The sequence below is a fragment of the Nitrincola alkalisediminis genome, from assembly GCF_009821115.1.
Classification (GTDB): Bacteria; Pseudomonadota; Gammaproteobacteria; order Pseudomonadales; family Balneatricaceae; genus Nitrincola; species Nitrincola alkalisediminis.
Map to the genome: position 1 here is coordinate 597,755 of NZ_VYTY01000001.1, position 25,473 is coordinate 623,227.

Here is a 25,473-nt window from a genome sequence, read left to right on the forward strand (position 1 = left end):
AGTGTCTGAGGTATCTGAGGTATCTGATATAGATGGTGCTCCTGAATCTTCACCGCCCGAAATAGAAACGACACAGCCTGAGCTTCCGATAGAGGAGCAGCAGGATGAAACGTTGAAAGAGACGATTGTGCCAGTGGAAACCGAGGTTGCTGCTGATGAAGCCGCTAAAGTGGCTCAGGCATTGGTTGACGAGTCACCGGAAGTATCTGTAGATGCCGCCACGCTTACCGAAACACTAGAACCCATGGAGGAGGCTGCAAAAGCAGAGAACCCCACCAGTGCGCCAATTCTAAACGATGCGTCGAGGGTTGAAGCGTTGCCGAACTCAGACGTATCAGACGTGCCACAGGTTTCAACACCTGATGAAATGATTGCGCAGTCGGCGGAACCTGACCCTGAGTGGCGAGTCGAAAATACGTCTGAACAGGCATCAGATCCCAGCAAGCCACCCGTATCTTGATGAGATTGTCCTATGGCAGAGGTTGAAGATAAACATAAACTGCATGTGTTAAGCCGTGTAGTCGGTGTCGCGTTAAGTGCATTTTTCGCAGCCGTTGGCGTTGCGGGATATCAACGTACCCAAGATGTGATGCAGCTGTTGTTGTTTCTCGGTCTAGCATTTGTGGCATTTCTTTTGGTTAAGTTATTGTTTATGGGTATTGGTCGGTTGTTAGACCAACTGGATCAGACATCCAAGTAAGGTGAAGGAGTGGTTACGTTGATTCAATCCAATCAGCCAATTGCAGTGCTCGGCGGAGGGAGTTTTGGCACTGTCATTGCGAACATGATGGCGGAAAAAAATCTACCCGTTCGTTTGTGGATGCGAGATCAAGAAAAAGCCGACGTGCTTAATTCAACACGAGAGAATGCGCGTTATTTGCCAGGCTACTCTTTAGCGCCGTCGTTAGAGGCAACGGCGGATCTTGCCTATGCTTTGGAGTCGGCACGGCTTGTCTTTGTTTCGATCCCGAGCAGTGCCTTTCGCAGTGTCGTGGCTGAAGCGGCACCCTATCTGCGTGATGGGCAGTTGCTGGTGAGCACAACAAAGGGGATAGAAGCGGATACTTTTTGCTTAATGAGCGAAATCCTAAAGCAAGAAGTCCCCAATGCCAACGTTGGCGTTTTGAGTGGGCCAAACTTAGCCAAAGAAATTGCCCAGAGGCAGTTGGCGGCAACGGTGATCGCCAGTGAAGATGAAGAGGTCAGGACGCAGGTACAGGCCTTATTGCACTGTCCATATTTTAGAGTCTATGCCAGTACAGACACCTATGGTGTAGAGCTAGGGGGAACGTTAAAAAATATTTATGCCATTGCTGCGGGGCTTAGTGCAGCATTAGGTATGGGTGAAAACACTCGAAGTATGTTGGTGACACGGTCTCTGGCTGAAATGAGCCGTTTTGCGGTGTCCATGGGTGCAAATCCGATGACGTTTTTAGGGCTTGCCGGGGTAGGTGATCTAATTGTGACCTGTATGTCGCCTTTAAGTCGTAATTACCGAGTGGGGTATGCATTAGGTGAAGGAAAAAGTCTAGATGAGGCAGTTTCCGTCCTTGGTGAAGTGGCTGAAGGCGTGAATACCCTCAAGCAAGTTCGTGATAAATCAATCGAAAAAGACATTTACATGCCGTTAGTGTGTGGACTGTATGATGTTGTTTTCAAAGGTCTACCTGTTAAGGAAGTGGCGCGTAACATGATGTTAAATGTGCAAAGTACAGATGTTGAGTTTGTGTTAGCGCGCAGTGAGGTGCCTCGTTGATTGGTGTCTTTACTGAAGCCTCTTAATAAGGATATTCATGCAAGAAACCCACTTTAAATTGCCACATATCACCTTGTCAGCACTGGTCCAAGGTGAGCCGGGGTCGCCCCCGGTTCTCGCACTACATGGTTGGTTGGACAATGCGGCAAGCTTTAGAGCGCTTGCTAGGCATTTGCCTCAGGTCAACCTGATTGCAGTTGATCTAGCAGGTCATGGTTTTTCGGAGCATCGACCCAAAGGCGTTCCCTATTACCTTTGGGATAATGTTACAGATATCATGGCGTTAGCGGATCACTTGGGCCTTGATCGCTTTCATTTACTTGGGCATTCCATGGGCGCGTCCGTCTGTAGCTTAATTGCATCGCTATTTCCTGAGCGAGTGTTATCGGTGAGCCTGCTTGATGGTATTGCGCCATTAACAGATGAACCTGCCGATTTACCTAAGCTGATGGCGCTAGCTATGCAGCAATATCAACGCGTATCGCAAAAGCGTTCTGTCGGTTATTCCCGCTTTGAGGATGCAATTGAGGCCAGAATGCAAGGGCGTTTGCCTTTGCCTGATCAAGTGTCTGCCGTGGCGCTGCTCAAACGTGCGCTGACGATGCGAGGTCAGCGTTGGTATTGGCATACGGATCCAAGATTACGTTTGGCATCCGTTTTACGCTTGTCGAATGCCCAAGTTCAGGCTTTACTAAAACATATTCAGGCGCCCGTGTTGGTATGTCTAGCTGAGAATGGAATCGCAACAGAGGTAACCTATTCCCTTATAAAACTCGTACCTAATCACCGAATAGACGTTAAAGCTGGCCAACACCATTTTCACATGAAAAATGAAACGGCTGCGCAATTAGCGTGTCTTATAAATGAACATATTACGACTGCAATACGTTGAACCTATGTCTCTAAAAACAACAGGGGTTGTTATGCAAATCTTACGTTATGTGTTAGTGGTGAGCCTTTTTTCAGTTTTGAGCTGCTCTTCGGTGTTTGCGCAGCAACCTTCGGGTTTGCCTGACTGGTTTCAAGTCTTTCCTTTGTCCTCTCTTGAGATGAGAACTCAAAAGAATGAGCCCGACTATTTGTTGGCGTTGAGTCAGATTACACGGATACAGGGCTTATTAAGAACGCAAAATGAACGACGTCTCAATGGGACATTAATTCGACATACATGGCAGTTAGCTGCAGGTCATGGGCCCGAACAAGGATTCGATCATGTCAAGCAGCAGTTGATAGCACAGGGGGCAAACATACTCTATGAATGTAGCTCTCGACAATGCGGTGCCAGCAATTTGTGGGCCAACCAAATATTTGGTTATGCCAATTTATTAGGTGTCGATAGCAGTCAATACTACCTTGCAGCTGAAGTCGAAGCAGGGCACATGGCTCTTTATGCTGTTCGTAGAGGTAATGGGCGAGTGTATTTACATTTGGACTATATAGTGGATCCAAGCCAACCCGCAGCTTCCCAAGCTGTGGCTCCAGAACCTCAAGTTAGCGACAGGGATATTCGTTCGGAGGCGCCTGAGAGCTCATCCGATGTTTCGTGGTTAAGGTTGATGGAGTCACAGGGCTTTGCTCAGCTGCCAGGTTGGCCCGATAGGGCAGAGGATGCAAAAGCGTCGTTAAAAGACTATTTGGACCAACATCCCACGCAACGTTTACGAGTTGTATTGCACCGAGCTAGCTTTTCAACCGAGCCTCTTTTGACTCAAACCAATGCTGAAGCGCAAGCCTTCTTAAGCGCTCTTGTCAATTTGGGTATTAATATTGACCGAATCGACATATATGGAGCAGGATCTTTAGCGCCTGAAGCGTGGCAGGGCAGAACCTCTTCTGCAACCGTTATGGTTATTAAAGAAGATTAGCTTCTCTCGCTATTGGTTTTTAAGCTGAAGCGATCTTGTTGTCCGTGTTAAGATCGCTTATCTTTGTTGCGCTTCAAGAGAACGTAAACAGCGCCAGTGCCACCGTCTTTTGGTTGGGCTGATGTAAATGCCAACACCTGAGGGATTTGTTGTAACCAATCATTCACGCACGACTTGATCATCGCCGCTTGCCCACCTTCACTATAGGCTTTGCCATGTACAACGATGACGCATTGATGTTCAAGTCGAATAGCATCGCGAATAAATCGGCTGAGCTCATCACGGGCTTCATCAATTGAAAAGCCATGCAAGTCAATGCCTTGCTCCCAAGGGATATGGCCTTGACGCAGTTTTTTGATGCGGTTGATCTGTACACCGGGCACAGCAAAAATCAACTCTTCTTCTGACTCTACCAGCTTAGAGACCTCTGAGGACAAGCCATCGACAAGCGATTCCTCTTCTTTGCTTGCCACCCAACGACGATACGCCAGCTTCGGGTCTTTGCGAGCTGAAAAAGAGGGACGTAAATCGGCTTTGGTATTTTGTATGGGTTTGACGTCGGACATCAAACGTGCAAAATCGGGTTCATCATCAGTACGGGGCATCTTCTACAACTCTGTCATCGCATTTAAACACTTAATTCTACTGCATAAGGTCGGGTATCAAAAGGGTGAGGGTGGGCAATAATCTTTCGCTCTTTAACAAAACGCATTTATACAACACAGTAACACAGAGAGCTTTCGTACTAGGGGGCAATCAATAGCAGCAACCCAAAATACAGTACCCGTAACATTTCCTCATGTAATTGCAGAGGCACCTGTAAGGGGGGTTAAATTCAGGTGGCGGTATCGCTGATAAATGTCTGCCAGTTCATTCAGGTTTGATTGATGTTTATCCATCCATGCCAGCATCTCAGTTGGCAAACTTCGAGTATTACCCCAGTCGATACCATAACCATCTGGCATAAATAGCGGGGCAAAGAGTGCGGCGGCTGTCAGGTCAGCACGGGAAAAGTGATCTCCTGCTAGGTAGCGTCCTGAACGATATATCTCACTGATTTCACCTAAACTGCTTTCAATTGTCTGGCGCGCGGTGTCGGCATTGGCCGCATTAATACGCATTTTTTTGCGCATCACCTGCGCTATTTTTGGAAACAGCAGTCGGAATAGCCAGCGTTTGTAAGCCGGTGAGCCTGTTGTCAGCCAGGGAACCAGAATGTTTGGTCGATCAAGCAGAAAATGATAGGCAAAGACCCGCACAGCGGTACCCACTTCAGTATCCAGTCGCGACTCCCAGTGCTGGATTTGCTGTATTTCAGACTCACTGCTCTGAACCAGAGGGGGCTGCAAACGATCAAGATAGTCCAAAATAGCCGCAGATCCCTGAATGATCTGTTCACCCTGTACCAGAAGTGGAAGGGCTGTCGAGCGGGATAACTGGCTTATCCGTTTGATATGGAAACCGGGTATCAGGTTACAGGTTTTGTAGTCGAGTCCTTTCAGATCGAGCGCCCAGCGTACCTTCTCACAATAATGTGAAATAGGAAATTGATAGAGGGTGATGTCAGTCATGCTTTAAAGTCCGGTTTTGTATGCCAATTTTGGGGTTCTAATACTTGATCCAGAGTGTTGCTGGTTATAATAGACTAAGATATTCCTCTGGCGACATGGGACGATGAAAAAAATACCCCTGACCGGAATGGCAACCCCAGGAAGAGAGCAGCTTCAACTGCTCCTCCGTCTCAATCCCTTCTGCTGTCGTATGAATGTGCAGATCGAGGCTCAGTTGAATCAGACTACGACACAACGTTTGGTTCGTCGGATTACTGTCCAAGTCTGACACGAACAGGCGGTCAATCTTGATTTCGTCTGGCCGCAGGCGGTGGATGTTTTGCATGGAACTATAGCCAGCGCCGAAGTCATCTATGGACAGACTAAACCCTGCTGATCTCAGCAGGGCCGCATTATCAACGGCTAGCCCACTGTCACTGACCACAAATGTTTCGGTAATCTCCAAAACGATGCTGCTAGGTGAAATAGCATAGCCCTTGCAGAGTTCGATGACACCCGTCGCAAAATTTTGCTGCAGTAGATCGCGTGCAGAAATATTGATGGCCAGCGTTGTTCCTTGCAGTTGATTTGCATGCTGCTGCATCCAGTTGAGGACCTGATGCAGTATCAGTTGCGTCAGCTGATAGATCATCCCCACATGTTCAGCCAGCGGGATAAAATCAGCGGGTGACACCTTGCCCAGCGTTGCGTGATTCCAGCGTAATAACACTTCGCCACTGGTGATCTGGCCTGTCGACAGGACGGCTTTGGGTTGGATTTCAAAGTGGAAGTCATGATTGCGGATCGCTTTGCTCATCTCAGCCACCAGCATCAACTGTCGATGCTGGTGCGATTGCAGATCCTGCTGATAGGGACTCCACAGGTGCGTTGAGTGCCAGTTGGCGCGAGCAGCCAGCTGTGCATGCTGGTAGAGCGTCGTCACATCCATCGTATTCAGATCGCCTGATGCCACGCCGATAGAGAAGAGTTGCTGGAACTCAAGCTGTTTCAGATGTATCGTCTGGTTCAGCACGGGCTCAAGATGCTCAATAATCGCTCCGGGGCTGCCCTCTTGATAACACAGAAACACCAGATTTTCTTGATCCATATCGATCACATTGGCATGGCAGAGGTTTGGCAGACGATGGCGAATAATATGGGGTTCTGACTCCAGCGCTTGATTGATGCGCTGTGCCAGCGTTGCCGAGGCTTTCTCCGCACTTTCCGGTCCCACGGCTTCACTCAGTTCGGTGATACCGGATAACTGAATCAGTACCAGATGTACCGTATCATTGGGTAGCGCATGTTGTCGGTGCAGGTGGTTGATAAAAAAGTTCCGGTTGGCCAATCCTGAAACCGGGCTTGTCAGCAGCTTCTGGTTTTTTTCGGTCTCCAGATATTGGGTACGTCGAGTCAGACTGAATGAAAAGCACAGCAGCTCAATCACAGTACTGATCAGCAAGGCGTGTTCGGTGAAGGTGTTAAAAGGCAATTGGTTGCGGAACACCATACCGCCAATAGCAGCACCTGCAATGAAGAACGACCAAGCGACCAAAAACAGTGTGGCAGGGGAGAAACCCGTGCGTAAAATTTTGAAACCGAGGTACAGGCAGCAGATGGATACCGCACCCTGGAGTACCGAAAAGGGGGTTGCATAGGCGTATTCAGGCACAACCAGACTGACCAGCACGGCACTGGCAAAGGCCAGATCCGCCAAGCGACGATAACGCCACCAGCTGGGCAAACGGGTGCGAATCTGCAAAAACTGTAAACTGAAGTGGAAAATACTCCAGGCTGAGAGGGTATATAGGGTCAAGATAATTGAACCGAGAAACTGGTTGAACGCCATCGGCCACAACCAGGGACCAAATCCCTGCGTGACGCCCAGACTGAGAAACACCAGCGAGTGAAACAGAATGTAACAGCCGTAGGCAGGGTAGCGGAACAGTATAAACGTGACGGTGTTATGGATCAGCAAGATCAGCAATGCACCAGCAGCGGCTGCCCAGATTTTGAAGCTCGTCTCGGTCAGTTGCTCAAACTGATGCGGACTCATCAGCCGCAAAGGTAAGAGAAGCGGTCCTTCGCTGGCTTTGCGAATCAGTACCTGATGGTTACTGCCCGGTTGCAGTTCCACCGGGAACCAGATGCTGGCGTAGGCGGCATCTGGACTCCATGGCTGCGTGTCGCCGCGTACCCAGTGACGCACGACCTCACCGTTCTCGATTAGATAAAAATCCAGCTCATCAATCATGATGTTGCTGAGTCGCAGGATTAATTCAGTTGGTGTATCAACCGTAGCAAACTCGATTTTGTGCCAATAAGCCTGAGCAGAAAGATCACTGGCCTGATGAAATAAAGCGGTGTCGAATTCAAGGCTTACCAGTGCATCTTCTGCCGCAAGGCGCTCCGAACCTTCCTGCGCTGTGAGCAGTGGCTCATGTAAATAGTCTGTCGTTCCAATGAATCCTGAAGGCATGACAAATGCTCCGACAGGTGTGGATAACAGACAGAACAGCACTATCCCGGCGCGACTCAGTAATTGCAGAATGCAGCTCCCATGCAGGTGCTCACGACATAAAACCTGAATGGAGTATAGTACGAAATTTCTGGGGGTGCCCAACTCGGAAATAGAGGATTGTTCTAGTTTATTGGATGTTCCTGTGGGAGGGTGCCAGAGTAGGGAAGGTGTATATCAGTTCTCTTTTAGATGTAACCCACGACACTTGGGAAAGGTGGAACATCCCCAAAATTGCTGACCCGCATTTGCACCACGCTTGGTTTCTCTGATGACCATGGCAGAACCACAACGTGGGCAGAGGGGATCACTACTCACGTTACTGGTTTCTGGACTGATCTCTTGACTGACTTCCTTGCCGACCTCTTTAGTGACCTCTTTACTGACCACAAGCTCCTTCACATGCTGGCGGTGTTTATAGTCAGTTACCAGACCGGGTTTTAGCTTGATTTGGTTCAGTTTTGTAACCAGCCGATAGACTTCCGTGTCAGGCATCACCGCCTCATTGAACTGCTTAATATAGTCAAGACAGCCTCGTGCAGCAGTCACATTATCCGGCATTTCGGTTTTAAAGGTACTATCACCCACAAACACAATTAAAGAGTGCATGAACTCAGGATTACAGTCCAAAACAGACCCCAGCGTTTTAATGTGTTTGTAGTTTTGATGCAGTGGGTTTTGAAATTTGGCAGAGTGACGGTAAATTTTTTGTGTCCACTGCTTCTGATGAGGTGACCCAAATATCCAGCCTTTCATGTTCTTGGTTTCGATCACAAAGATACCAAACCGTGAAACCAGAATATGGTCGATTTGCGTGGTGCCATCCTCAGTTGGAAGAGTAACGTTTTTAATTAACTTGTAGTCAGTTTCAGGTAGTCCAGCCAACAGTTTGTTGACAATGTATTCTCCCAGAACACCTTTAAACCAGCGACTTTTTAAAGTTAATACGAGGATTAACAGTGGTATTATATACCAGGCTTGTAAAATGCTATTGAGTAGTATGTTGGATATGTCCACTTGATTTCCTTATGCGATTAATAGATTGTTTTAATTGGATTTTTAATGGTTTAGTTTAGGGAGTTAAATGCGAAATAGTTAAATAAAATATAGATATTATAATGGAGTGCATGGTTTAGTATCTCGATACTTAACGGTTATGGTTAAATATCGGGCATTAGCCAGTTCCAGTAAATGAACCGAATGATTTGAACTAATTATTATACCTAGGGTGCGCCCGTGTTTACCTTAGCAAGGCTGTTCAGCCTTAGTAAGTATCCATCTGGGTCAATGATCATAAATTGTCTAACGTTCACAAATTTACCACCGATCCGATATGATTTTTGCTCTAGTGGCAGCTGGATTGGGTAATGGTGCTTCGCTAGATGACTGTATATACCATCAAGATCTGTAACAGTTATTTGAAAGTTGATACCTCGGCCAAAGGGGTATTCAAGTTCCGCTGTAATCCATGGGTCATTATGTGGTGCCAATTCTTCTATCTGTTCAAGCATGAGGACTGCACCGTCAAGCTCGATGGTTGCAAAGCCATCCTCGGGACGTTCAAAGCAAATCCTAAAGCCAAGCAGATTTGTATAAAAGCTCAACGACTTTTTAATGCACCGAACATTTAGTTCTGGTGTTAACGGAGGAAATATATTGATGCTGGCCATAACTCATACCGTACCCCGAAGCGGTGGGAAAATTGTCACAACAACAGTGACTTGATGCTCATTTAGCTTTCTCTCCAGCCTAGCCAGATTGGCTTGGCTGGAAGGCGACGAAACCAAAGAGGAGAAGACCCAATGAAATTTTATACTACACAACATCCATATTATTGTGGAATAGATTTGCATGCATGGTCTTTGTATGAGTGCATTCAGGATGAAACTGGTAAAACCATCCTAAATCTCGAAATCAAGGCATGACCTGAACACTTGCTTGACTTAAACATCATCGCGTTTAACCGCCATGAACTCAGATTAATCGAGAGCTTTATTGAAAAGCATGCCACGCATCACAATGGCCGAGATTACCATATAGTCACCAGCTTCCCTATTCTTGGTCGCATTCTGGCACTGACTATCCTGTACGAAGTCGGTGATATTGATCGCTCACTTTCGTGCTGGGTGATGTTGCAGCCCGTATCCAGACCGTTACAGTCCGGCCTTCGCCTTTTCCGACCTCCCAAGCCCGCATCACCATAGGCAGGCCTCACAGCCTGCTGTCCCACAGGGAGCGATACGGGGTTTCCATAGTGTGCCGGGGTAGGTGCCTGCTCTGGACCGGGAAGCTTATGGGTCACGAGCGCGCAGAGCCAAAGCGCCACTTCCGCTTGTTCACCTTAACGGCCTTTACCACAGATTCAGATATCTTCACCATACCAGCTATCTAGCATTCATCCAGCTTGTGGCTGCCAGAAGGGTGTGCCTCTCACGATTTTCGCCCCGCGCCCGAAGACGCTTCATTACATTGTTCGAGCCGCTACTTTATTCAGGCTCGTAGATTCACCCGGTGACACGGGCGGTTCCGTCTAGTCTTTAGCGGAACAACTTCATTGCACAACTTCGTGTCGCACAGGATCATAGATGTTATGTGGTCGACTAAAACGCGGGACTCTGTATTCATGAGGGCTTAGTTATTGCCTCTCGGCCATCTTTAGCCAATCATTGATGGAGTTAACTCCTAGTGACAGCAGTGAATCTTGCACTAACACCACGCGTTTAAGCATCGCACCTTGATCGGATTCTTCCCGTTCCTCGGCTTCGGCGAAAAAACAGGTCATTAACTGGACAAGTTGATTGTTATGATCGTAAAAATACGATGTGGCGCGACTAACATAGGCTAGGTAAATTTCTGTTGCGGCTAAGGCGAGATCTGGATCGCGCTGTGAAATGGCATTGAGCCATTCGTCAAATCCAAATAGCCGGTTATGTTTGTTTTCGCTATCGCTTTCTAACGCGGTAAAGCACAGTTGGATCAATTCTATCGGGATAGAGATAGGTGGCGTTTTGTCTCGAAAGATGTTCTCGGTATGTCGAGCAACCACCGCTGCATGATGACTGTCTGTGTTTAGGGCCGCCTCGATACCTGCAAGACATTGCTCTCGATGCTGTTTGATATTTTCAGTATGAGTCCAAACGCTTACTGCTCCCTTCCAAGCTTCGGTAACGTTTAATGTGTTCAACTCTCTTAGCAACTCGGCAAGTTTGATATGCCCTGTTAGGGCAGATAGTGCAGAGATACGGCCCCAAGTTTCCAAGTCTTCCTTGCTTCCCTCTCGGCGAACGCGCTCAAGCAGGGGGGCAACTTTATCGAACTGATCCCGATAGACGTAGTACAGACAACGTTCTGCGGATTTCCACAGACCCACCGGATCCTGCATGGCATGGTCAAATAGATCCCAACCTAATTGAGGGTTCCGGCTTTGGAGGTACGGCAAGCGTCGTAAAATTAGAGCGCGGATTGCCGGGTGTTCCTTGCTGGCAAATCGAAGTAATGTTGGCGGCAACAACTCGGGTAATTCAATGCTCTGCTCTTGGAAGTTGCTGGCTAAAATCATCAAAGCTTCTGTAATATTCCCGGTCATCATATTGATACCAGTGGTAAGCAAATCGACCGAATCCTTATGGATGGTGCTTTCTTCTCTTAGATTTCCAAAGCCTATCGATAAGAACACCAGCCGCTCAGCAGCTTGTGTGTCCTGGATTGCATGTGCACAGGCTTTTAAAGCCTTGGCTGCGGAGCGATTAAGTTGCCAGTGAGTGGGGTGCCTTTCCAGCTCATCAAGGATTTGGTTCACCAGGGCAGGTGCATCAGGCTCATCAATTGGTACCCAGTTAGTGTTCGTTTGCAAGTTGCCATAGCGATGTGCCAAGTAGCTGGCAATACCGTCCATGATGTCGTTGTAAAATCCTGATGAAATATTTGTCCAATGAGATGTCAGTAATCCCAAGAATCGTGATGGATGGCGAGATGAAGCCTCGTGTAACTGCCAACCAACCTCTCGTTTACCGCCGACCAAAAAGTCATCGAAATCTCGGCCGTGTCCAGTGTAGTGAGCAAGTAAACGAACTATTCCACCATCACTGGCATTGAGAAACACCTCATAAGAAAATGGGGCGGCGACAGTGCCGCCTATCATGCCGATGTATGGCTGTCGATAAAATGTCCCATATATCTTTTCGTATGTATCTAGTATCGCTTGGGTTTCTGATGAACGCAGATGGCAGGGGATCGTGGATATATATTCAGCTCGTTTCTTTAGCGCCCATAAATGTGTTTCGCCATCCGTTACCGGTTCATCCTCCCACAGGGTCTGTATTGTTGCCATGACTGAATCTTGTGTATGGCTATCTAGGTAAATAAATGTAGTCTGAATCAATGTTCCTAATTCATAAGAGAGTTCGAATTCGAGTAAATATCTGTCACATAATAAGCGACCGATCAAGTCTATATTTGCCTCAGGAGTGCTGATGAAAGCGAGGATGGCGAAGTAAACTAACGCCCCTTCGTGGTTAAAGCACAGGCGTTCTCGGTTATCTTGCCACCAGTCAGAGTGATTTTGGGCGTGATCAAGAATGGCTGCTTCGACAGCATCTAGTAAAACCCGCTCACTATCTATGTGTTTATCTTCGTTTTGCGTGTGAGTGTCGCTATAAGAGCAGTCATTCAGGAACCCACTACGATAGCCTATTCGGGTAACACCATAACGCGTTGATCGGATTTGGCTCCATTGTTCGATTGTTCCCAGTGCCAAATCGAGCAAGGCAGTGGATTCAACCATCCGCTGCTTCAGGAAGTTTTCACCCTCGCCACCAAACTCATGGGGTTGGCAATGCAGCTTGTTGTCAAAATGAAATTTAATTACTTCATCATCGTTGATCTCGCCAGTGATATAGCTCCAGAGAGTTTTGTCATCAATAGCGCCAGTGGTGACACTACGTGCAACAGTACGTCCTAACAAACGATGGTCTGGTTTAGGCACACTGAGTAGTCGTTCTAGTAAGGGGGCGACGAGTGGTAAGTTTTCTGTCCGAAATTTGGCTAGAGAAAAAACTAATAGCTCTGAAATTCTATTGCCGTCCAGCCAATCTAAATCAATTGCATCCATCCAGAACGCCAATACGCCAACAGCATCGTCATTTGCCCACTGCGCTATGCGATGAACATGTGTTGTCAGCTCATCAGCATCACGCATTTCTTTCAATACGGGCACCAAATGAGAAAGCCAAAAGTGATGCCACTCAACCAAGTTTGCTTGGTTGTAAATCACTTGGAACACCTCACGATGGTTGGCACGTAAATCTCGTATCAGTGGCCAGTCATCATCTTGAGGTATCTGCTGCGAAAATGATTCGGCAATCAGGCGACGGATATGGAAGGCGGAGTTGCCTGTCAATACTGTCCGCAATTGCTTTCTAAATTCACGGCGCTCTCCAGTCGCCAACTGTGCAACAAAGCTACGTATGCTTGGTCGTACGAAGGGCACGGGCGGCAAGCCTTGGATGAATTCATTGAGCGAGACGCCCTGGCGTAAGGCGCGACTAATGACCAATACATCTAATAAAGTTTGATGACCAAATGTCAATTTACCATCATGGGTATCTAGCAGGACATTGAGACTGTGTAGTCGTCGCAGGATGTCCTGTGAAGCATTGAAGCGTTGATTTGAAATAGACAGGCTGCGTGACTTCAGCATTGCATCGGCTATGTCTTCAATTGCTTGCAAGGCTGTGTCCCCCAACGTGGGATCGGCCTTCACGATGGTGTCGAGGTAGCGTTGCCCCAGTGCTTCGCTGGTTACTACGTTAAAGCTGCCTTCACGCTGAGCCAGTTCGACAAACAGGGCAAGTTCGCGAGGATTACGGATCAGTTCACGGGTGAGGGCATCAATAGTTGTGGAATTGATTTCCAGCTTGTTAAAAAGCGGTACAATTTCGGTTTCCCAGTCCAATGGTAGGCACTGCAATTCGCAGTCCCATTGCCGAGCAGCAATGCGTCGATCGTATTTACGGTCGAAGTCGCGGCAAGCAGTGATAACGGTAACATTGGGAATTAGTAGCAGTTGGTCAATTTGTGCCAGAAAGTACGTCAATATGCTGTGTTCGCGAGCGATGGACAAGACATCGAGTGAGTCGATGACTATGACAACATGCGCGTCTTCAGCTAAACGGGAAGCCTGTGCTACCCACTGCTCTGGCAGGCCCTGTGCCTGGCGATCCATCGCCGTTGCTAGGTCGGCGAATTCGCGTGACTGGATAAAGAGTGGTACTAGGTCAGATCGGGCTTGCATACGCTGTTCTAGTGCTTCTTGCAGGCTCAGCATCACACAGGTTTTGCCAGAACCAGGCAGACCCGTAAGCAAGACAGAATGCTTTTTGGCATCGACAGCTGCTAGGAGTTCGCCCACAACGGGGCTAGAAATACGCTGCCCGGCAATGTCCCGATGCCAATGCCTGCCAATGACCGAAGTGCTGGCAAACGATTTTCGTACCTCTGAAATGTCCATGCTCGGAACGAGCATTGCACCCGTGCGATGAAGGGTCTCTTTGATATTGTCTTTGGTCAGTCGATGCTGAGTTGAAGCGGACAGGTTGCCGTCTTCCATACGACTACCAAGTTTATCAAGCCGTATACAGAGAGCGTTGAAGGCAGCATCTGAGTTACTTGCCATTTGGCGCAAACGTTCACGTAATAAAATCTCCATGCGATCAAAATCTGGGCTGATCTCGAAGGAGGTTCGGTATAGGAATTCATATGTCGAAAGACCGGGTACCCCATCGGTAATGCGAGCGGCCAAGTCACTATTTGTTTTTTTATGCTCTTGGGTCAATTCCGCGATATAGTCGGCTTCATTGCCATGGAGGGTACTGTATTCACGTAGTTTAGCAAGTGATCCAAATTCGCTACGCGAATAGAAGCGGACTTGGACTTGTTTATTTCTAGCCAGTTCTTGAGCCGCCTTGTCCAGCTCATCTGAAAGATCCGCTACCGACCATGCCCTGAAGTTAGGTTGGTTTTTTTTGCATTGGCAACAAATCAGGGAACCGTCAGATTTACCAATAACAACATCATCTACCAGATAGGTTGTCGAATCTATCTCAATCCATTGAAATTTGGGATCGGACAGGACCGTTAGTGCCCAGTCGAAGGCTACAAGAGTCTGATAAATATCGCCGCGGTTGGAGAGTATTCCTGCGATGCTCATTTAATCGCTTGCCAGATTTTTTGCATTCGTATTCCATACATTTAGAATGTGCGCATTTATGATTGCTTTAGATGGAGCAGTTGTTGATACCGTTATTAGAGTTCTGATACCAGATTTTCTCAGCTACTTCAATGTATGCGCCAATAAAACAGCACCTACAATTTAGTATTTAACCGCGACACACTATCTCCATCACATTTATTTGATGGAGACCCGCATGAGCAATCAAAGTAAGCAATAAGCTTGGGAACAGATTATTACCCAGTGGCAAGATTCGGATCTGTCAGCCGCCTTCTGTCGCAATCAATCGGTGAACTATGAGCAGTTTAACTATTGGAAGAAAAGTCTCACAACAAACTTGAGTGATGTTGCTATGCAGCCAAGTTCACAACATACCTCTGGCTTTACCCGAGTGACTCAAGTTAAACATCATGAGCCCACTCACAATCTAACCCTGAGTTTACCCAGTGGTATTTCCATATCAGGGCTGCAATCTAACAACATCCATCTGCTGAGTGATATTTTGAGGCAGTTGTGATGAAGCCACGGCATCTGCGACCCTCGTATCACTTACCACAGATTTATCTGTATCGTGAACCAATCGATTTTCGCAAACAGGCCAACGGATTGGCCTTACTGGTCGAGTTAGAATTAGGTCATAATCCCTTTACGGGTGCACTTTACGCTTTTACCAATCGGCAGCGAAATAAAATCAAATGCCTGATGTGGGAAGACAATGGTTTTATTCTCTATTACAAAGCCTTGGCCGAAGAAAAGTTTAAATGGCCGAGTCCTTCAGACGAGTTGATGGCGCTGACAGGTGAGCAGATAAATTGGCTCCTAGATGGCTATGATATTAGTTTGTTAACGGGGCATAAAACCTTGGATTATCACTCGGTTGGTTAATGTTTTTAGGTGTATTAAAGCACTGTTTTTGCTATACTTTGCTAATGAAAATACCACCTAAAAACACTCATCAACCAACTGATTTAAGCGGCCTTTCGGCGGCTGAACTCTTGTCGCTGGTGTCGAGCTTACAGCAAAGTTAGGTGATCAACATGAGTCGCTTCGCCAAAAAGAAGACGCCCTCAACGCACAAAATGAGATCATTCGTCATCAAGAGCAGCATGCCAAAAAGCGTGAGCAATATATCGCGCTACTGGAAGAACAGCTTCGCTTAAAACTCATTCAACAGTTTGCGGCAAAAAGTGAGAAGTCTACTCATCAGATCCATCTCTTCGATGAAGCGGAAATGGAGTCCGACATTGCCGATCTGAAAGCCCAGTTACCGGATGATGTTGTCTCTGAGGATGATGCAACTCAATCAAAACAGAGCAAACGTCGTCAACGTGGCTTCTCTGATAATCTTGAGCGTGTCCGTGTTGAGCTTCGTCTCACCGATGAAGAAAAAAACGGTGCGATCAAAACCTTCTTCACTAAAGTCAAAGAAGAGCTAGAGTACATTCCTGCCAGCCTTCGAGTGCGTGAGATCTGGCAAGAAAAAGCGGTCTTTGATGAAAATGATGAAGAAAGCATCCTCGCTGCCAAGCGTCCCGCTCATCCATTAGGCAAATGTATTGCGACCACGTCCTTACTGGCTTACATCATCGTCTCTAAATATACCGATGGCTTACCTTTATATCGCTTAGAAACGATCTTCAAACGACAAGGTCATGAGATCAGTCGAACGAATATGGCTAACTGGATCATCCGATTGGATCCGTTACTGCAACCGCTGATGAATCTGATGCGAGAAGTGCAGAATAGTAGCAACTATATTCAAGCGGATGAGACACGGATACAAGTCCTAAAAGAAGATGGCAAAACGGCACAGTCCGATAAATGGATGTGGGTCACCTGAGGAGGCCCACCAGGACATCCCACCATCTTATTTGAATATGACCCATCACGTGCAGGCCATGTCGCTGTGCGTTTGCTTGATGAGTTTACCGGTATCTTACAAGCCGATGGCTATTCCGGCTATGCCCGTATCTGTGCTCAGAATAACATTACCCGGATCGGATGTTGGGACCATGCTCGCCGCAAGTTCGTTGAGGCCGCAAAAGCCGCTAAACCCCAAGACAAGAAAAAACAGGTAAAACTCTCTAAAGCTGAAAATGCGCTGAGTATGATCAATAAGCTGTATGTGATTGAGCGTGAGATCAAAGACCTTAGTGTTGCTGATCGTTATCAGACGAGACAAAAGCACAGCTTACCCAAGCTTATCGAATTTAAAGCGTGGCTAGAGAAAAATGTGACCCATGTTGCGAAAGGCTCGTTAACACGTAAAGCGATGGACTATACGCTGAACCAATGGGAATACTTAATGGGTTACTGTGAGCGTGGTGACTTGAACATCAGCAACGTTCTTGCTGAAAATGCTATCCGACCCTTAGCACTTGGAAGAAGAGCTTGGTTGTTTGCCGACACATCACGGGGTGCGAAAGCGAGTGCGACCTGTTATTCACTGATTGAAACAGCTAAAGCAAACGACTTGGAGCCAGCCGCCTATATTGAGTATGTTCTTAATCACATCGCTGAAGCCGATACCCTAGAGAAACTTGAACAGCTCTTACCTTGGAATGCACCACTAGACAAAACTTCAAAAAAAGTGACTCAGTACAGCTAGAGGCAGAGTGCTGATTTATTGGCGGATACGATTTACCAATAACAACATCATCTACCAGATAGGTTGTCGAATCTATCTCAATCCATTGAAATTCGGGATCGGACAGGACCGTTAGTGCCCAGTCGAAGGCTACAAGGGTCTGATAAATATCGCCGCGGTTGGAGAGTATTCCTGCGATGCTCATTTAATCGCTTGCCAGATTTTTTGCATTCGTATTCCATACATTTAGAATGTGCGCATTTATGATTGCTTTAGATGGAGCAGTTGTTGATACCGTTATTAGAGTTCAGATACCAGATTTTCTCAGCTACTTCAATTACAGGCCGCTGTCGATCGATAGCTGATATTGGGCTTTCACATCACGTTTGAATTCACCGGCCTGCGCGGCTTTTTGCGTAGGTCCGGTGGAATAATTGGTTGGGCCTCGAAGACTATCAGTCATAGAAAAGAGTGCAGCGTTAAGTCTCCAAAATGTTCAGCATTAACCCATTTGTCGGACTGAATGTTCTTTAGCACTTCGGTGTCTTCTATCGAATTGAGACAAAACAACGTTTGCACATTGCTTCTGTCCAACTCAGTAAGCCTCTTGAACACATATGATTTTCGTTGTTGATCCAATCGCTGAAAGAATGTTGTATCGAACACGTAAATCCAGTTCTCGTTCCTTGAGCCGCAAGAGGCAAGTTTTAGAGTGATATCTAGGAATGCCATTTGCTGCTCAGTAAAACTCAAGCCCCTGTGCGGCAAAAAGAACGGGCGGCCATCTGGCACGAGTATTTCGACCTTACGATGCCCTGTTCTTCTGAATCGGTTTCCAAATATAGAGCTTGTGAACAATTCCTCACGGAGAGAATCCCAGACCAAATCCTCATCAGTGCCAAGCACGTTAGCCAGATAGCGTAGAGCTTTAACGAAAGTATCTTTTGGCTCTGAGTAATGCATGTGGTAAAGCTGGGTATCGAAATACAAGACCCTGATCAATGATCTCGGCCAATCAGGGGATGGACAGCTGTTTATCTCAATGTGAATTCGCTGGCGTGTATTTTCGGCCTTCCGTCTGCCGTCGGACAAGACCTGAGGGCTAAGCCTAATGGCTGTCGTTGTGTTGTCACTCTGGTGAGATAGCTGGATGTAGGCATGGTTTTCGGACTGTTTTGAAAAACTGAACCTATCGTTGAACTGCTTCCAATGATCTCCGCCCGAAAAGGCGGACAGAATTTGGCAAAACGTAGTTTTGCCCGATTCATTGACGCCTACGAGGACGTTATTTCGACCAAACGGAATAGCAAAATCCCCGGAAAATTTCCCAACGTTTCCGAAACTCAGTCGGCAAACCCCACGGTTGAAAAGCTCTACTCCGCTTTCGACTCGATCAAACACCCACTTTTCGTGCTGTGCCTTCCAGCGGCGAAGCTTATCAACCGAGCACTTGCTCGGGTTGTCATCGATAAACTTGCCATGAATTTGGCAAGCCCAAATTCCATTTGTCTCGCCTGCCCGCTCTTCAGCGCTCATGTCCGGGTCGTATCGCGGCCCCTTCTTTGATGCTGCAGTAATGTGTGCAGCGACACCAGTCATGGTAAGGCCGGACTTTCGATCATCTGATCCAGCAACCGTCATCCGTTTGCAGCCCGGATAAGCACAGATGTAGCCGGACCGCTTGGCCAGTAGTTCTCTCGTCAATTGCGAAAAGTCATCTCGTTTATCTTCTTTGGTCAAGGTATGGTCAGTCATAGCTGGAATGTGAGATGCCGGAAACCGTCTAGCAAGAAGCCCAACGCCTAAATCAAGTGTGCCGTAGGCGCTACCTGAATTTACTTGTTACACGTCGTATGCTCATTGTTTATGATGCCTATAGAGACTCTCGGGCACAAGGAAAATATTCCTTTTGGCTCGAGTACATGCAACGTAAAACTTATTCTTTGTTTGGGGAGCAAGTTCATTTAATTTATTTTTTTTGTAGTGCTGCAATGTTGTAGGATTTAGAACAATGCATACATCGGAGTAACAGTCGAGGCCTTTTGTTGCCCCCCAGTTTTCAGTAAATCCGCAGTATCGTTTACTATCTTTGAAGAATAATTTTACAATATTTTCATCGTAGAAGATTTCGTCAGCTAACTTTGCAGACTGTACTAATTGAATCTTTGTTTCATCATCTCTGTGTGATTGAATTTTTATTCCTGTACTTTCAGAGACAAAGCTACAAGTTGTAGGACTACAACGATAACTATGTGACAATAGCTCTGTATCTAATGTATATCCCGCTTGGGTTAGCTTTTGTGTATAAGTATCAAGGTTTTTATGGATGTTTGAGTTGACATTTCCATCTCTGCTAGTGTCAAAAGTGTGTTGAAAAAAATCACCAACCAAAAGTAAGCTTTCTATGTTTGGAGAAAGTTTACAGATAAAATTGAAATCATGACCACCAAAATCCTGTACTTCATCAAAGCACACCAAGTCAAAATATTTTTCAACTCTTTCTGAAACCTCATGCATTACACCGTACTGATCAAGTAGCTTGGCAATTCTATTGTGGTAGAGTCTGTTATGACCATCTAAATAGAATTTAGGGTCATTTCTATTTAACTTAAGTGTGAATGAAAGAGGCATGTCCCAGTTAATTCCTTTTGACTTGATTTTGTTTCCTAATAATGGTTTTAAGCAAAATGAATAAATAAAATTAAAATAGGTATGCACTCTTACACCTGCAGGTATAAACCCAACCTTATCCATTATTCTCGACTTTATGTTCTTATAGTTATTTTCTGTGTAAGTCACTATTAAAGCTCGAGAGCTTTCATCAATCTTGTTTATTATATGGCTGGTTTTTCCTGATCCAGCAACGGCTAATACTACTCGTTTATCCATTCTATAGCTCGAGATAAATAAGTTGGTGGATTTAGTTTATCTGATTTTTTATCCAATAACTCAAAAGCACAGTCTGCCTTGTTTTTTAGCATGTGCTCTAAAGCAGTTAGTGTTTTTCTTCCTGGTAGGAAAAGCTCGTCACAAATCCCTTTGTTATCTTCGTAAAAACAAATCTCAAAAGTGCTTTTCTCATTATCCTCTTCATAAAATATATTTATATTATCATCTAAGTACCCATTGTAATTCTGAGCGCAATTGGCCTCGTAGTCACCATCATTATCTCTGATAACTGCAACACGAATATTCAAAAGTTTCGCTAAATCAAGATATCGTTTGAAGCTTGTCCCACCTACAGAGATTATATGAACATCATCATTTTCCAAGGTTCTTGATGTGACCGACTCATATAGAGCACCCATTAAAATATACTCTGCATCACCTTCGACCAAAATTACTTTTGAAGATAATATAAATTCCAGAATATTATTATCAGGTGCCTTTATGAAAAATTTGGCGGTGTCTTCTGGTAAAGCCTCAAGAGATATTGGGCTTGTGCTATTGCTATTGAGCAGAATTGTGTTTCTTAGATCAAGTCTTGTACTAATCAAGCTGTTATGAGTTGCTATGAATATTTGTTTTGCTTCGGAATTTGAAATCCTACTTATTAGCTTTTTCATATTCGTATGACTAAGATGGTTTTCTGGCTCTTCAAGCAAAAGAGTATCTATACCTTGACCATCACCACTTCGAGTAAGTGCAAATTCTGTTTTTATGAAACACTGACGCCCTTTTCCTCTATTCTCAAGAGCAATATAATCTTCAGTGATTGTTAGATCTGTTTCAAGATTTGATTTATTTCCAGTTTTTACAGAAAACTGATATTTGTCAATATCTTTATTTATTTTTTCTAAGTTTTCTTCAACGAATTTACTTTTCTGTAATCTATATTCATTTCTCAATTTAATCCTTTGGTTTTGTTTTGCAAGAGATTCATAAACAGTTTTTATATATTCTCTTGTTGCATATTCACTATTTATTTGAGAACTGTCAATTGATAGATGTTTTAAGAATTTACGGTATCCTGAATATGCTTCACCAGAAAATGTAGTAAAATTTACACTGTAGTATTCAAATGGAAAGTTACTTTCATCCTGATTTAGGATTTCACGAATTTCGCTACCTAACTCCTCAATAGGCTCGCAAACTAATTTGATGCCATCTGATATCGTACCATCACTGTTATTTCTTCCATTCAGATCAGGGTTTTCTTGCTCATTAAGAAATACCTCTACGTGCAGTGTGGGCAAGTCACTTTCTTTTTTCTCACCGGTCAAGAATTCTTTGACAATATCTGTATTAAATATACTTTCTAAACCAATTGATTCAACTTTGTTTTTGCTTCCGCTAAGCACCAGCTCAATAGCAGTTAGAATAGTGCTCTTGCCCGCTTCATTATCACCTATTAAGATGTTCTTCTCTTCATGGAAATTGATTTCACTATCCCTAAACCTTTTAAAGTTCTTCAGCTTTATCTTTTTAATTTGTTTCATCAAATACGACCTATAAATTCTAGTGATGTAGTGATGGGTGTATGTTTAGACATGTAACGCCGCTTTAAAGGGCTGAAAAATCGTAGCTTTTGAGGTCCCAGTGAGCAAAGCGAACGATTTTCGACGCTTTTTTTATAGTAAACTTTCAATAACTATCATTTTATTATTTCGTTCTTTTATTGCTGCACCTAGATTCACTGTAGCTGTATAATACTCATTTATTAGATCATCCAGCTCTCCATTAAACCTTGCCTCAACTTCAGTATATACTTCTTCCGATACTGTCATATTGGCTTTATTATATAAGAAATCCAAGTGCCCATTAATTACTGCATACTTTGATTGCACTATTTGGCAACACTCGCAAATCTTTGAATATACTCCATCATCAATAAATGGGAATCTTGAGCCACCAAGCTCCTCTAATTTAACCTTAGATTCACCAAAGCCAAAAAACTCCTTTTTATAAAATTCGAAGCTTGAAAGATGTAGTTGTAACAACTTTATCTTTCTTAAAAGAGAAGATGCTTCTTTCCAAATTTCTTCGTAGCTATTAAATTCTCGTTCATACTGGATTTTCCCGACATGAACATTCGACTCTAGTCTAGATGATTGCACGGCAATTTGACTATCAAGCTTAGCCTTTAATTCAGTTATTTTATGCTGTGTTCTTTCTATTTCACTATTTTGGATTCTATTTGCCCACAACTTTCCCAAAAAGCTTGATAGGCCAATTATGAAAACTGAATAACCTCCAAGGAGTGTAACGGCCAGCGTATCTAACTCTTGCAAGATGCTTGTCCTTTTTTATTATAACGCTCAGCTCTGCGGCTAGTAAAAGTGAAGGCAAAGCCGAAGCTTTTACCAGCCCGGCAGCAGCTGCTTGTTAGCTTGTGGTTTATATTTTGAGACCCAAGCCAAAACGTCATTGATGTCTCTTAGATCCATATCCCATTTACTTCTCAACTCTTCGTTAACAAACTTTCTAGCGTCTGGTGTGAAGGTTGAAGTGGTAGCAATTATCGACTTATTTGGGCCATTCAATGAAGAATGAACGCCGTAAAGTTCTCTCACGATACCCACATCAACTTTATTTGACTCAGAATGTCTTTTACACTCAATAAAATAACTAGTTTCTACTCCCATAACATCTTTGTTTACTGCAATTACGTCTTTACCACCGTCTCTTGTACGCTTTGTCAAAGTGACCTGATACCCATTGTTTCTAAATAATTCAGCGACAACCTCTTCAAATTCACGAGGTGATATTCTGTAAATATAACTATTATCTTGTTGAATCAACCATATTAAATTAGGAATAGTATTATGAATTTCAGAAAGGTCGGTGATTATCCTTTGATCAGGTACATATATGTCTTGCTCAGGGAGGAGAATCGTAGGCTCATCATCTATATATGTAAAATATGGTTCCCCAGAGCAAGAAACACCTGTTGAGCGATTAATAACATAGCTAAACATGTCTACCGGGTACTCTGTTGCATCAAAATTTATCTCAAACTCAGCTCCACAACACTCACAGTTATAAACCTGAGAAAGCTCATAATTATTCTCAGCTCCCATTCCATTCTCATGGTATGAGCTGTCATAACAGTCCACGTTTAGCTCACCCACCTCAATCAAATGAACATGTTGACAATTATCACAGGAGGCATGAATCACCCCATCAAATACCCACATTGTTTATTTAGACTCCTTGAAAGCTAACAGTCCGTTTATGAGTTCCCCGACCTCAGAATATTTATTAGAGGGTATACCTTTATAACTTGGTCTTGGTCAATAAATTTCTCTAGTAACATGATATAAAAAGACTTTTCTATGTAATCCATTCAACGCGTTTACCTAAAAGGCATCCAGTTCAACACAGAGCACCAAAAAAGGCATTAAGCACGTGAAACGCTTCAACCACATCAAGCCATCATTAGAAGAAGAGAATTTTACCATCGGACACGCTACCGCCCGGCCCGAGCTCCATCACAGCAGTAAGTATTCCCTGATTGTCTATCTATGATTTAAACAGGACTATTCCAGCCTTGCAAGGTGGCTTCGTTCAAACGGGTCTCTTCGGTACTGAATCTGCACTGAGAGGATCTTCATACCAAGAGTATTTTGGTAGCGCCTCACATTTATTTGCATACGTCTGCGTAGGTGTTTCGCCAGAAGTGAGGCAACCGACACAGTACAACATGCAGGGGAGAGCAGCTGGATGAGCATAAGGTTCTGGCCGTGTGGCTGATGACCTTGTGCGATAAATTGCCCAGAGCCTCCTAACGCATCATTGCAGGGTTTTGAAATATTTTATAGAATCCTAAGTCTCTGATTCATGTCTAATTCTTAAGGAAAACCTAAATCAGGCAGTGGTGCCATCAATAATGTTGAGGATGTTGGCTACAGATCAGCGATTCTTTAATATTGTTAGGCGCGATTGTACGAATTGCGTGGGGGCTGTTAGTTAAGTACATCAACCCCGTGTAGTTTGAAACATAACAAACCCTCAGGGTTTACTTAAAAATTGGATGAACACTCTGTTCAAATAGGCCGCTTATGAATGTATCTGTGCTTGTGGTTGACGATGCTAAAGCAATTTGTACACATGTGACACGTATTGTCCGCAACGCATACCCTAAGGCTAGCGTAGTCTCTGCCTTTAATGGCCGCGAAGCACAGAAATGTTTAGAGGGTGCTCAATTCAATATCATCATTTGCGATTGGGAAATGCCGCAAATGTCAGGTCTAGATCTGCTGAAATGGGTGCGTCAACAGGATGCCTATAAGTCGGTGCCTTTCTTAATGGTCACCAGCCGTGGCGAACGAGACTATATCTTAAAGGCCATTCAAGCGGGTGTCAGTGATTATCTTGGCAAGCCGTTTTCAGCCGCTTCGCTTGAGACAAAAATCCAAAAACTCTTGTTTGGCAAGACATCAGAGACAAAAGCGGGCGTTAGCAGCACCGGATCAATCGCGCAACAGAAAAGCTTTGCTAAAAAGCCGAAGGGGTTAGCGCAACTCAGAACAAGCAAAGGGGTGTATCGCTGCGCGATTAAAGACCTCAGTTTGCGAGATGTGTTAGTGGTCATCAAAAATGAAGAAAACGGCACCTTTCCCGACATACTCGAACAAGCCGTAGTGGATATTGAACAAACCTCGGGTGATAGTGTGGCCCGTATTAACGGGTTCGTGTCGCGTCTAGAGGCGTTTGATAATCGTATTGATACGCCGTTTGTATCGGTGAAAGTCACGTTTGTGGACGATGATCCTGAGAAGTTAGAGCATATCTCCAAGTACATTGCGAGCATTCAGCGCTAGTGTTGATGCTGGCAATGTACAAAAAAAGCTTAAGTCAGCGATCGTATCCGTGTCTATCTGCTCTAGCCTTGCGGGATGGCCTTGTGCGGCCTTATCCTGAATCAACCTGCTGAAAGATCGTATAATTTTTTAGCAGCACTGTTAGCCATTACCATAATCGATTAAGATTACGTCCGAAAGGATAGTGGTTATCTCTACTATCGCTT

19 protein-coding genes and 1 pseudogene are annotated in these 25,473 nt (G+C 45.0%); 9 read left to right on the top strand and 11 right to left on the bottom strand.

Annotation, left to right across the window (positions count from 1 at the left end):
* The first annotated feature begins 472 nt into the window (after nt 1-472).
* From F5971_RS02815 to F5971_RS02830, 4 genes are read left to right on the top strand one after another with little or no spacing between them, the layout of a single operon-like run.
* A complete protein-coding gene (locus tag F5971_RS02815; RefSeq protein ID WP_193493885.1) occupies nt 473-700 on the top strand; it encodes a hypothetical protein in 228 nt (75 codons plus the stop codon).
* 18 nt (nt 701-718) lie between these two features.
* Nucleotides 719-1,756, top strand: coding sequence for an NAD(P)H-dependent glycerol-3-phosphate dehydrogenase (locus tag F5971_RS02820; protein ID WP_420329360.1), 1,038 nt, complete (start codon nt 719-721; stop codon nt 1,754-1,756).
* A 37-nt stretch (nt 1,757-1,793) separates the two neighbouring features.
* Complete coding sequence (locus F5971_RS02825) at nt 1,794-2,648, top strand: alpha/beta hydrolase (protein ID WP_193493888.1); 855 nt, start codon at nt 1,794-1,796, stop codon at nt 2,646-2,648.
* A gap of 31 nt (nt 2,649-2,679) precedes the next feature.
* Complete coding sequence (locus tag F5971_RS02830; RefSeq protein ID WP_051514664.1) at nt 2,680-3,621, top strand: DUF4892 domain-containing protein; 942 nt, start codon at nt 2,680-2,682, stop codon at nt 3,619-3,621.
* 47 nt (nt 3,622-3,668) lie between these two features.
* On the opposite strand, the gene F5971_RS02835 is transcribed toward F5971_RS02830, so the two are convergent.
* The 5 genes from F5971_RS02835 to F5971_RS02855 all read right to left on the bottom strand — a co-directional run bounded on the left by F5971_RS02835 (nt 3,669) and on the right by F5971_RS02855 (nt 9,359).
* On the bottom strand, nt 3,669-4,226 hold the full coding sequence (locus F5971_RS02835; protein WP_193493890.1) for a Smr/MutS family protein: 558 nt from the start codon (nt 4,224-4,226) through the stop codon (nt 3,669-3,671).
* A gap of 192 nt (nt 4,227-4,418) precedes the next feature.
* Nucleotides 4,419-5,192, bottom strand: coding sequence for a glutathione S-transferase family protein (locus F5971_RS02840; RefSeq protein WP_193493892.1), 774 nt, complete (start codon nt 5,190-5,192; stop codon nt 4,419-4,421).
* Between the two features lie 64 nt (nt 5,193-5,256).
* A complete protein-coding gene (locus tag F5971_RS02845) occupies nt 5,257-7,692 on the bottom strand; it encodes an EAL domain-containing protein (protein ID WP_193493894.1) in 2,436 nt (811 codons plus the stop codon).
* A gap of 174 nt (nt 7,693-7,866) precedes the next feature.
* Nucleotides 7,867-8,706: a nuclease-related domain-containing protein gene (locus F5971_RS02850; RefSeq protein WP_193493896.1), complete on the bottom strand. Its 840-nt coding sequence runs from the start codon at nt 8,704-8,706 to the stop codon at nt 7,867-7,869.
* A 206-nt stretch (nt 8,707-8,912) separates the two neighbouring features.
* The gene (locus F5971_RS02855; RefSeq protein WP_223116232.1) at nt 8,913-9,359 is read right to left on the bottom strand and encodes a bleomycin resistance protein; all 447 of its coding nucleotides are present in this window, start codon (nt 9,357-9,359) and stop codon (nt 8,913-8,915) included.
* A gap of 264 nt (nt 9,360-9,623) precedes the next feature.
* Here F5971_RS02855 and F5971_RS02860 point away from each other — a divergent pair, with 264 nt between their 5' ends.
* On the top strand, nt 9,624-9,893 hold the full coding sequence (locus F5971_RS02860; protein ID WP_193493898.1) for a hypothetical protein: 270 nt from the start codon (nt 9,624-9,626) through the stop codon (nt 9,891-9,893).
* A gap of 431 nt (nt 9,894-10,324) precedes the next feature.
* Here the strand turns inward: F5971_RS02860 and F5971_RS02865 are convergent, their stop codons facing one another.
* A complete protein-coding gene (locus tag F5971_RS02865; RefSeq protein WP_193493900.1) occupies nt 10,325-14,896 on the bottom strand; it encodes an AAA family ATPase in 4,572 nt (1,523 codons plus the stop codon).
* 256 nt (nt 14,897-15,152) lie between these two features.
* Between F5971_RS02865 and tnpA the strand changes: the two genes are divergently transcribed.
* The 3 genes and pseudogenes from tnpA (at nt 15,153) to tnpC (ending at nt 17,525) form a co-directional block, all read left to right on the top strand.
* Nucleotides 15,153-15,434 (top strand): IS66 family insertion sequence element accessory protein TnpA, encoded by a 282-nt coding sequence (gene tnpA / locus F5971_RS18765; protein ID WP_425489318.1) that lies wholly within the window; start codon nt 15,153-15,155, stop codon nt 15,432-15,434.
* Entirely contained in the window at nt 15,434-15,802 is a 369-nt protein-coding gene (gene tnpB / locus F5971_RS02870) for an IS66 family insertion sequence element accessory protein TnpB (protein ID WP_193493902.1), read from the top strand. The genes tnpA and tnpB overlap by 1 nt, the downstream gene beginning before the upstream one ends.
* Nucleotides 15,803-15,846: 44 nt before the next feature.
* Nucleotides 15,847-17,525 (top strand): annotated as a pseudogene (gene tnpC / locus F5971_RS18485) (IS66 family transposase).
* A 438-nt stretch (nt 17,526-17,963) separates the two neighbouring features.
* On the opposite strand, the gene F5971_RS02880 reads toward tnpC, so the two are convergent.
* The 5 genes from F5971_RS02880 to F5971_RS02900 form a co-directional block, all read right to left on the bottom strand.
* A complete protein-coding gene (locus tag F5971_RS02880) occupies nt 17,964-19,244 on the bottom strand; it encodes a hypothetical protein (protein ID WP_193493904.1) in 1,281 nt (426 codons plus the stop codon).
* A 117-nt stretch (nt 19,245-19,361) separates the two neighbouring features.
* Nucleotides 19,362-20,393, bottom strand: a complete 1,032-nt coding sequence (locus tag F5971_RS02885) for a DNA helicase UvrD (protein ID WP_193493906.1) — start codon at nt 20,391-20,393, stop codon at nt 19,362-19,364.
* Nucleotides 20,378-21,943, bottom strand: a complete 1,566-nt coding sequence (locus F5971_RS02890) for an ATP-dependent nuclease (RefSeq protein ID WP_193493908.1) — start codon at nt 21,941-21,943, stop codon at nt 20,378-20,380. Before F5971_RS02890 ends, F5971_RS02885 begins: the two co-directional genes overlap by 16 nt.
* Nucleotides 21,944-22,075: 132 nt before the next feature.
* Complete coding sequence (locus F5971_RS02895) at nt 22,076-22,735, bottom strand: hypothetical protein (RefSeq protein WP_193493910.1); 660 nt, start codon at nt 22,733-22,735, stop codon at nt 22,076-22,078.
* Between the two features lie 69 nt (nt 22,736-22,804).
* Nucleotides 22,805-23,641 carry a restriction endonuclease gene (locus F5971_RS02900; protein ID WP_193493912.1) on the bottom strand — a complete coding sequence of 279 codons (837 nt, stop codon included), beginning with the start codon at nt 23,639-23,641 and terminating at the stop codon, nt 22,805-22,807.
* A gap of 864 nt (nt 23,642-24,505) precedes the next feature.
* Here F5971_RS02900 and F5971_RS02905 point away from each other — a divergent pair.
* Nucleotides 24,506-25,267 carry a response regulator gene (locus F5971_RS02905; RefSeq protein WP_193493914.1) on the top strand — a complete coding sequence of 254 codons (762 nt, stop codon included), beginning with the start codon at nt 24,506-24,508 and terminating at the stop codon, nt 25,265-25,267.
* Nucleotides 25,268-25,473 lie beyond the last annotated feature (206 nt).

Coding starts and splice junctions, on each gene's coding strand:
- F5971_RS02890 (WP_193493908.1), bottom strand. CDS start 21,943: ATGAAACAAATTAAAAAGATAAAGCTGAAGAACTTTAAAAGGTTTAGG.
- F5971_RS02825 (WP_193493888.1), top strand. CDS start 1,794: ATGCAAGAAACCCACTTTAAATTGCCACATATCACCTTGTCAGCACTG.
- F5971_RS02905 (WP_193493914.1), top strand. CDS start 24,506: ATGAATGTATCTGTGCTTGTGGTTGACGATGCTAAAGCAATTTGTACA.
- tnpB (WP_193493902.1), top strand. CDS start 15,434: ATGAAGCCACGGCATCTGCGACCCTCGTATCACTTACCACAGATTTAT.
- F5971_RS02815 (WP_193493885.1), top strand. CDS start 473: ATGGCAGAGGTTGAAGATAAACATAAACTGCATGTGTTAAGCCGTGTA.
- F5971_RS02885 (WP_193493906.1), bottom strand. CDS start 20,393: ATGGATAAACGAGTAGTATTAGCCGTTGCTGGATCAGGAAAAACCAGC.
- F5971_RS02900 (WP_193493912.1), bottom strand. CDS start 23,641: ATGTGGGTATTTGATGGGGTGATTCATGCCTCCTGTGATAATTGTCAA.
- F5971_RS02840 (WP_193493892.1), bottom strand. CDS start 5,192: ATGACTGACATCACCCTCTATCAATTTCCTATTTCACATTATTGTGAG.
- F5971_RS02855 (WP_223116232.1), bottom strand. CDS start 9,359: ATGGCCAGCATCAATATATTTCCTCCGTTAACACCAGAACTAAATGTT.
- F5971_RS02835 (WP_193493890.1), bottom strand. CDS start 4,226: ATGCCCCGTACTGATGATGAACCCGATTTTGCACGTTTGATGTCCGAC.
- F5971_RS02865 (WP_193493900.1), bottom strand. CDS start 14,896: ATGAGCATCGCAGGAATACTCTCCAACCGCGGCGATATTTATCAGACT.
- F5971_RS02830 (WP_051514664.1), top strand. CDS start 2,680: ATGCAAATCTTACGTTATGTGTTAGTGGTGAGCCTTTTTTCAGTTTTG.